The sequence below is a fragment of the Stenotrophomonas sp. GD03654 genome (genome assembly GCF_029845105.1).
Classification (GTDB): Bacteria; Pseudomonadota; Gammaproteobacteria; order Xanthomonadales; family Xanthomonadaceae; genus Stenotrophomonas; species Stenotrophomonas africana.
The window spans coordinates 1-9,074 of sequence record NZ_JAOCLC010000112.1; the positions used below are offsets into that span (position 1 = coordinate 1).

The window sequence follows — 9,074 nt, forward strand, 5'->3', positions numbered from 1 at the left end:
GCGCCATCCATGGCGCGGATACCCCGCCAACCCCACCCGCCCGGCCCCAGACAGATTCCGGTCGCCGAACCACCACGGGAAGATCAAGAGAAAAGGCAGAAGCAAAGGCAACAGCAACAGCGGTTGGCTGGCGGCCTCGGCTTTGCGAGCGAAGCGACCCGCTTTTGCTCTTGTTGTTGATTTCCCGTGGTGGGTCAGCCGCAGAGATCTGTCCAAGGCCGGGTGGGGAGGCAGGGCAGGGGCGTGAGCCGCATGGATGCGGCGACCGAGCTTACATGGACGTACTTGCAGCGCCCCCTGCCCTGCCTCCCCACCCGGCCAAATCCAAGAACCCGAGCTTTCAGCGACCAACCCACCCCACCACGGAGGGGCTCCGCCGTTCGCCGATCGCCCGCCGCAGGCAGCTTTTCGCGCTGCAGCATGCCGGCAGGCAAACCTGCGCCATCATGGACACCCCGCCCCCGCCAGGACCGTGCCATGCAGCAGTACCTGCTTCTGATCTATATCGAGCCTGCCCTGCTGCAGGCCCTGCCCACCGAAGAATTCAACGCGCTGATGCGCGACTGCCTGGCCCATGCCGACAAGCTGCAGGCCGAGGGCACGCTGCTGGCGGCGCAGAAGCTGCAGCCGGTCGACACCGCGCAGACCCTGCGCGTGCGCGATGGCCACAGCCGTGTACTGGATGGCCCGTTCGCTGAAACCCGCGAACTGCTCGCCGGCTTCAACCTGATCGTCGCCCGCGACCGCGACGAAGCCATGCGCGTCGCCCGCGACTTCCCATGGGCGCGCTTCGGCAGCATCGAAGTGCGGCCGCTGGAAGACATGGACGCTGAGCGCGAACGCTGCGGCGCCCCGGCTGCCGCTATGGCAGCAGCCGTACTCTGATCTCGCGCGGGCCGACGCCTTCGTTGCCGCTGTAGTCGCGCACGCTGGCGCGCACGATGTACTCGCCCGGCGGCAGCGCCGCCGGCTGCCAGCGCCCGGTTTCCATCAGGCCATCGCGCACGGTGTTGGTGGCCAGGTAGCGGAAACGGGTGACCGCGCTGCCATGCACGGTGATGCCGCTGTCCGGTGCGTAGGCCACGCGCACCGCTTCCTTCTGCGGCGGCATGCGGTTGAACACGATGTTCCAGCGCGGCTGTTCGTAGCCCTGCAGGGGCTGTCCACCAGCATCGAGGATCTGGTAACCCACCTGGTACATGCCCAGGCGTCGACGCGGCAGGTTGTTGTCGACCTGGTCCCAGGCCTCGATCACGATCTGCACGCCGCGGCCCTGGCGCGCCACCATCACCACGCCATCGCCGCCGGCGGCCATCGGCTGGTCGTTGTCGTCCAGCAGCGCCACATCGGTGATGCGCGGTGCGAAGTGGTCGGCGTAGCCCTGGAAGCCCAGCGCCACGGCATTGGTCTCGAAACCGCCGGTACCCACGGCCAGGTGCACGTGCGCCTGGTTGTTGATGCTGCCCAGGCGGTCGCCGACGTGGATGCGCATGCCGCGGCGCACGCGCATCCGCTCCAGCTTGCCCTGCTCGTCATACAGCGCCTGCCAGCGCGCATCGTAGGGCTCATCGCGCGGGGTGCGGCCGACCCGCATGTGGATGTACTTGAGGCGGTCCACGGCCAGGCCCTCGGCCTGCTCGCCCAGGTTCCAGGCCGCCACCGGGCTGCTGATCTTGCCTTCGGCGATCGCCAGCACGGTCTGGCCCACATCACCGCGCACGTCGAAGCCGCCATGCAGGTGGTGGCGGCTCTCGCCGGTGAAGTTGCCGCGCACCTCACCCAACGTACCGACCACTTCATGCCAACCGTCCTGCGGTGCCAGCGGCCAGCGGCCGCCCGTCTTCGGCAGCGCCGCATCGGCGGCCGGGCCGACCAGTGCCGGTGCCGGCAGGTCGCCTACCGGCAGCGGCCGCAGGCGATGCAGACGGTAGCTGGCGGCGTCGGCCACCAGCACGCTGCCATCGGCATCCATCGCCAGTCCGCTGGGGCGGGCCAGGCGCGGCAGGCGACCATTGCCGACCAGCGCGATCTGGTGGCCCTGTGGCGTCACCTGCACGATGCGGCCATCAAGGTCACCCACGTACAGCACGCCGTCGTGGGTGGTGGCCAGTGACAGCGGTCTATTGATCACACCACCGGCGGCGACCACGGTGCTGACCGTGCCGTCGGCGCCTACGCGGCGCACCGCGTTGTTGAACAGGTCGGCCACCAGCAGCGCGCCCTGCGCATCAAAGGCCAACGCCACCGGCGTATCGAAGCGCGCAGCGGCGCCGGTGCCATCGGCCAGGCCCGGCCGATCGCCGCCGGCCAGGGTGCGCACCATGCCGTCGATGCCGATCACCCGGATGCGGTCATTGAAGGTATCGGCCACGTAGACCTGGCCCTGCGCATCCACGGCGATGCCCATCGGCGCATCAAAGCGTGCCTGTGCGGCGGGACCATCAGCATGGCCCTGTTCGCCACCGGCCAGGGTGGTCACCTGGCCATCGGTGCCGATACGGCGGATCGCATGGTTGCCGGTGTCGGCCACATACAGGTTGCCCTGCGCGTCGGCGGCAATGCCCGAAGGCGTATTGAAACTGGCCTGCAGTGCCGGGCCATCAACGCGCCCCTCGCCCTGCCCGGCCACCGTTTCCACGCGACCATCGGGAAGGCGGCGACGGATCCGGTTGTTGTCACCGGCATCGGTGAAATAGACGCTGCCATCGGCGCTGCGCAGCAGCGCGTACGGATCGGCGAAGCGTGCCTGCGCGGACGCGCCATCACGGTCACCCGGGTGGCCATCGCCGGCCAGCGGTTCGATCTGCGCGGTCCACGCCAACGGCGTTGGGGCCGGACCCGCCGGTTCAGCCAGCGTATGCAGCGGTGTCTCCCACCAGGTCGCAGCCAATGCCACTACTGTCGCCAACGCTACGCCTGCCGCCATCCATTGCCACCGTGCCATCGTGCTGCGCTGCCTGCCTGCTGTCTTAAGAGGCACCGACAATAGTCGCTGAACGCACGATCCGCCATGGCCAATCGTGCGGACAAACGCCAGAATTCCATCGATCGCGCTTGTTCTCGCTGGCTGCAGCGGGTTCAATGCGGTTCCCACGGATGGAGATCCTCCATGCCCCGCATCCTCCCCCTCGCCACCCTGCTGGTGGCCGCCCTGGCCAGCACATCCGCCGCCGCCTCGATCACGGTGGCGCCACAGAAGCCGTCAATCACCGCCGATGCGATGCACCAGGCCTACGCCACGCGCTGGGATGAGGCCATCCAGCAGTCACGCAGTGGCAACACGCTGGGCGCGCTGATCGCGATGGAACGGCTGATGGAAGATCCGATGCTGGATGACTTCGATGCCGAACATCGCGGCCGCGCCGCACAGGTGGCGGGCTGGACCGCGATGGTGCAGAAGAAGCCGGACCAGGCCCGCCGCTACCTGCAGCGCGCACAGGAAGCGCTGCCGGAGGATGCGCAGATCCTGCTGACCCTGATGTCGCTGGAGCTCTCCGAGAACAAGCCCGTTCCGGCTACCAGGCTTCTGGTGCAGGCGCTGAAGCATGCCGACGCGCCGCTGCCGCTTGAGCACCAGGCCATCAACTATCTGCAGTACCGCCTGCGCGACCAGCCGCAGCAGCGCATGGAGCTGCTGCAGGCTCTGTTCGACAACGGCTGGAAGAGCGGCGGCCTGGAGCCGACCGGACTGTGGCTGGCACTGGCCACGCTGCAGGCCGACAATGGCCGGGGCGACGACATCCCGGCCACGTTGGCGCGCATCACCGCCCCCGCCGAGATCATCCGGCTGCGCAGTGACAAGCGCTTCGATCGCTATGTCGACCGCAACGATGCCCGCTTCGATCCGGTGCAAGCTGCACAGAAGCACCTCGACGAACTGCGCGTGTCCGGCCTGCTGGATCGCAAGCTGGATGCACGCATGGCCGAATTCAGCAGCACGCTGCTGATGCTGGACCGCAACGAGGAAGTGCTGGCACTGACTGATGGCATGGCTGGTGCAGCTGCCGAAGGTGAGTCGCCCTCGGCGGCGGAAGCCGAATGGGTGGCGTGGCTGCTCAACAGCCGGCTTACGGCACTGCGCCGGCTGGGACGCACCGACGATGCACTGGCGGCGGCACAGCAGGCCGCCCGCATCGGCGCACTGGGCCCGGACGGCATCGAGCACCAGTTGAATGTCAGCTTCGTACTCACCTCGCTGGGCCGCATGCAGGAGGCTGCGCAGATGGCAAGCGATATCCAGGGCCTCGCCGGTTACGGCAAGGCTGCACAGGCCCTGGTGCAGTTCGCCGCCGCGCGCGAGCGGGGCGATGCCAAGGCGATGGATGCCGCGCGCGAAGTGATCCTTGCCCAGCGCAACGACGCACGCCTGTTCCATCGCGAGATGCTGCTGGACGAAGGCAACCTGGAGGGCGCAGCGGCGGTGCTGATCGAACAGCTGCGCTCGCCCGATGACCGCGGCGAGACGCTGGCCAGCCTGCAGGACATGCGTACCTATCCATCGCTGCCGGGTGACGTGAAGATCGATGCGGCCTGGCGTGCCCTCAAGCAGCGCGCGGACGTGCAGGCCGAGGTCGCCCGAGTCGGCCGCATCGAGCGCTACGAACTGGTCAGCAGCTCAACCTCGCGCTGAGCGGATTTTGTGTAGAGCCGAGCCCATGCTCGGCTGTAATTGGCGCAGCCGAGCATGGGCTCGGCTCTACAACGCCACGTGCAGGCAGCACCGTCCGCCTAACGCGCGGGCACCTCGGTACGGATGCCCATCGCTTCACGGTAGCGCGCGTACAGCGCCATCACCTTGTCCACATAGGCCAGGGTCTCGGCATAGGGCGGCACGCCCTTGTAGCGGGTGACCGCGCCGATGCCGGCGTTGTAGGCGGCAGCCGCCAGCGGCCGGTCACCGTTGTAGCGGCGCAGCAGCGCGCGCATGTAGCGGGCGCCACCATCGATCGACTGCTGCGGCGAGAACGGATCGCTCACCCCGTATTCCTGCGCGGTATCGGGCATCAGCTGCATCACGCCCTGTGCGCCCTTGCTGGACACCGCCAGCGCATCGAAGTTGCTCTCGGCATGGGCGATCGCGCGCAGCCACGCGTCATCCACGCCGGTGGCCTTGGCGGCAGCCTTGAACTGTTTGGCATGCTGGGCCAACTGCGGCTTGCCGACCTTGCCCAGGCCTTCGTGTGCAGGCTCACCCGGCGGCGTGGCCACGGTGAACTTCAGGAACACTTTCGAGCCGGGCAGGTTGCGGGTGGAATAGACCAGCGTGCCGTCCTGCTCACGCTCGTACAGCACGCCGCTGAACACGCCCATGTTGCCCCACAGGTTCGGGGCCTGGATGGCGTTGTCGTCGATCTCTTTGGCGGTGCAGCGAGAGCCCGGTTCCGGGGCGGTGGCCAGGCTGACGGTGTTGCCCTGCACACAGCGGTAGACGGTGCGCGCGGCGGCCAGCCCGGGCCACAGGCTGGGCAGCAGCAACAGCGCAAGCAGGAGAGGGTGACGGGACATGGCGGCCGGATCATCCGGCCGCGCCCGCTAATGTTGGGTGAATGGGGGTCGGGAAGGGGCACCGGGACCCGCACCGGTAGAGTCGACTGTCAGTCGACTATCGCGCGCAGCGCGGGCTTTTCCGGTGGCCCATGGAAGAGCAGTCGACTAACAGTCGACTCTACCGATTTCCGACGTTCCCTATTTCCGGCATTGCCGAGTCCCCACGTTCCCGGTCATTTCGCGGTCCTTCGACGCACCCAGTACCCCACGCCCAGCAGCACAAACCACACCGGGCTGGCGATCAACGCCTGGCGGGTGTCGGCCTGCAGGCTCAGCAGCACCAGCACGCCGGCAAAGAACACCAGGCAGGCCCAGCACATCGCAACGCCGCCGGGCATCTTGAAGATCGAGGCAGCGTGGCGCTCCGGGTAGCGACGGCGATAGGCCATGTAGGCCACCAGGATCAGCGACCAGACGAAGATGAACAGCACCGTCGCCAGCGTCGTCACCAGGGTGAAGGCGGTCACCAGGTTCGGAATCAGGTAGATCAGCAGCGTGCCACCGAGCAGGCACAGGCAGGAGAACAGCAGGCCACGGGCTGGCACGGCGGCGCGCGACAACTTCGACAGCCCGCGCGGGGCGTGACCCTCTTCGGCCAGACCGTACAGCATGCGGCTGGTGGAGAAGATGCCGCTGTTGGCCGAGGACGTGGCCGAGGTCAGCACCACGAAGTTGATCAGGCTGGCGGCGGCGGGAATGCCGGCCAGCACGAACAGCTGCACGAACGGGCTCTTGTCCGGCACCACCTGGCGCCACGGGGTGACGGCCATGATCGCGATCAGCGCCAGCACGTAGAAGATGATGATGCGCACCGGAATCGAGTTGATCGCCTTGGGCAGGTTGCGCTCGGGGTCGGCGGTTTCGGCGGCGGTGGTGCCGACCAGCTCGATGCCGACGAAGGCGAACACCGCAATCTGGAAACCGGCGAAGAAGCCGACCAGGCCCATCGGGAACATGCCGCCGTCATTCCACAGGTTCGACAGCGACGCGGTGTGGCCACTGGGCGAGGTGAAGCCCCAGGCCACCAGCCCGGCGCCGGTAATGATCAGCGCGCAGATCGCCACGATCTTGATCAGCGCGAACCAGAATTCCATCTCGCCAAACAGCTTCACCGTCACCAGGTTCAACGACAGCAGCAGCATCACGCAGGCCAGCGCCGGCTTCCAGGCTTCAAGTCCGGGGAACCAGAACTGTGCGTAGGCAGCGATCGCGATCACATCGGCGATGGCGGTGACGATCCAGCAGAACCAGTAGGTCCATCCACAGAAGAACCCAGCCCAGGGGCCGAGCAGGTCGGTGGAAAAATCGATAAAGGATTTGTACTGCAGGTTGGACAGCAGCAGCTCGCCCATCGCGCGCATCACGAAGAACAGCATCGCGCCGATGATCAGGTAGACGAAGACGATGGACGGGCCGGCCAGGCTGATGGTCTTGCCCGACCCCATGAACAGGCCGGTGCCGATGGCACCGCCGATGGCGATCAGCTGCAGATGGCGGTTGGACAGGCTGCGGCGCAGGTGCTCGGGGGGCGTTGCGGGCTCGGTCATGGGCGTGGGAAAAGGCGGGCGAAGCGTCCGACGGTAGTCCTCTACTGCCCCGAGCGCCAGCGCCGGACGGCCCGATCACGTCAAACCTGGCCTCTTTCATCACAATGTGACCCAATACCGGATTCGTCCCATTCCACCCGGCCCGGCGCCATGCTCAGATAGCCGCATCTGCCCAAGGACCGGCCCCGCCCATGCTCCCTGCCCTGCCCGCCCCGCTGGAGCTCCGGCCATGAGCCGGCTGCGCGTGATCATCGGCGGTACCGCGCTGGCGCTGCTGGCTGCTGCGGTGCCGATCGCGGTCATGGCCTACGCCACCTGGGACCGCGCGATCAGCGTCGAACAACAACGGCTGCACGACATCGCCCTGCGCACCCTGCGCCGTTCCGATCTGTCCTACCACGAGGCGCTGGCCGCGCTGAAATCGGCCGAGGCCAGCACCACCTCGGGCTGCGACGACGAGCACATCCGGCGCATGCAGACGCTGGTGATGACCACGCCGTCGGCCGACCAGATGGGTTACTTCGAAGGCGGCAAGCTGCGCTGCACCTCATGGGGCCCGTTCCGCTCCGACGTGAACCAGCCCAGGGCCGACCATGTGACCAGTGACGGCGCCGGCATTGCGGTGGACGTGCGTCCCGAAGCCAGTGGCCGACGCCAGGTCCTGTCGATCCTGTATGGCAACTACGACGTGCTGGTCGATCCGCGCCGCTTCGTCGATGTCATCGTGGATCCGCATGTCCGCCTGGCGCTGGCCAGCCCGGATGGGCGCCTGCTGGCCAAACAGAACGGCATGGACCCGGCGCTGCTGGAGACCCTGCTGCGCAATCCCGGCGAAGGGCTGGACCAGAACACGCTCTACGCCACCGCCCGCAACCAGGAATGGCTGGCGATCGCCACCACGCCACGCACCGCGCTGGCCGCCACCTTCCGCCAGCAGGCCTGGCTGTTCGTGCCGCTGGGCCTCCTGCTGGCGGCCGCCGGCGCCGGGCTGGTGATCTGGCTGTCGCGGCGGCGCCTGTCACTGCGTGGCGAGCTGGCCACCGCCATTCGTCGCCGCGAGCTGTACCTGCATTACCAGCCGATCATCGAACTGGACACCGGCATCTGCGTTGGCGCCGAGGCCTTGATCCGATGGCAGCGCCCGGACGGCACCCAGGTGCGGCCGGACCTGTTCATTCCACTGGCCGAAGAGGCCGGCATGATCGCCGCGGTCACCGACCTGGTGATCGAGAACGTGGTGCGCGACATGCGCGAGCTGCTGGTGGCCGACCGCAGCGCACATATCGCGATCAATCTGGCCGCCGAGGACATCAGCAGCGGCCGTGCCTTGCAGATGATCTCCAAGCACATGGCCGGCAGCGGCATCCTGCCGCAGCAGATCTGGATGGAGGCCACCGAGCGCGGCTTCCTCGATCTGGATCGCGCCCGCACGATGCTGGCGCAGGCACGGCGTGCGGGTCACAGCGTGGCCATCGACGATTTCGGCGTGGGCTTCTCCAGCCTGCAGTACCTGGAACAGCTGCCACTGGATGCGCTGAAGATCGACAAATCGTTCATCGATGCGATCGGCACCGAGAGCGCGACGAGCCCGGTGACACCGCACATCATCGACATGGCCAAGGAACTGGGCCTGTGGGTGGTGGCCGAGGGCGTGGAGACCGAGGCGCAGCTGGCCTACCTGCACAGCCGGCACGTGGAGTTCGGGCAGGGCTGGCTGTTTTCGCGCCCACTGCCCCGTGATGAGTTCGTGGCGTTCCACCACAAGCGGCAGCAGCGATACGGCGCGGCGCGGGAGCACATGCAGAATCCGCGCAGCGTGCCGATCGAGCGTGAGGGAGTGGAGTAGGACGGCGAACGGCGGGGCCCCTCGTGGTGGGACGCGTACTGCTATCCCAGGGTTGGCCGGGACGGTCGGGTTCCGGCGGCGTCCCGCCATGGAATCAACGGAAGAAGGCAAAAGCAAAGACAAACGCGGGTCGC

The 9,074-nt window shown here is 67.5% G+C and carries 6 protein-coding genes; 3 read left to right on the top strand and 3 right to left on the bottom strand.

Annotated features, from left to right (window positions below; all coding sequences use genetic code 11):
• Positions 1-477 precede the first annotated feature (477 nt).
• Positions 478-885 (top strand): YciI family protein, encoded by a 408-nt coding sequence (locus N5J73_RS23250; RefSeq protein WP_049449291.1) that lies wholly within the window; start codon positions 478-480, stop codon positions 883-885.
• On the opposite strand, the gene N5J73_RS23255 is transcribed toward N5J73_RS23250, so the two are convergent.
• Positions 863-2,944 (bottom strand): NHL repeat-containing protein, encoded by a 2,082-nt coding sequence (locus tag N5J73_RS23255; RefSeq protein WP_049449292.1) that lies wholly within the window; start codon positions 2,942-2,944, stop codon positions 863-865. The genes N5J73_RS23250 and N5J73_RS23255 overlap by 23 nt on opposite strands.
• Before the next feature lie 165 nt (positions 2,945-3,109).
• Here N5J73_RS23255 and N5J73_RS23260 point away from each other — a divergent pair, with 165 nt between their 5' ends.
• Positions 3,110-4,630: a hypothetical protein gene (locus tag N5J73_RS23260; protein WP_049449295.1), complete on the top strand. Its 1,521-nt coding sequence runs from the start codon at positions 3,110-3,112 to the stop codon at positions 4,628-4,630.
• A gap of 98 nt (positions 4,631-4,728) precedes the next feature.
• Here the strand turns inward: N5J73_RS23260 and N5J73_RS23265 are convergent, their stop codons facing one another.
• Together N5J73_RS23265 and cycA are read right to left on the bottom strand one after the other, a co-directional pair.
• Positions 4,729-5,505: a lytic transglycosylase domain-containing protein gene (locus tag N5J73_RS23265; RefSeq protein ID WP_049449297.1), complete on the bottom strand. Its 777-nt coding sequence runs from the start codon at positions 5,503-5,505 to the stop codon at positions 4,729-4,731.
• A gap of 215 nt (positions 5,506-5,720) precedes the next feature.
• Positions 5,721-7,094 carry a D-serine/D-alanine/glycine transporter gene (cycA, locus tag N5J73_RS23270; RefSeq protein ID WP_049449299.1) on the bottom strand — a complete coding sequence of 458 codons (1,374 nt, stop codon included), beginning with the start codon at positions 7,092-7,094 and terminating at the stop codon, positions 5,721-5,723.
• Between the two features lie 229 nt (positions 7,095-7,323).
• On the opposite strand from cycA, the gene N5J73_RS23275 reads away from it, so the two are divergent.
• Positions 7,324-8,940: an EAL domain-containing protein gene (locus N5J73_RS23275; RefSeq protein ID WP_049449300.1), complete on the top strand. Its 1,617-nt coding sequence runs from the start codon at positions 7,324-7,326 to the stop codon at positions 8,938-8,940.
• Positions 8,941-9,074: the final 134 nt, after the last annotated feature.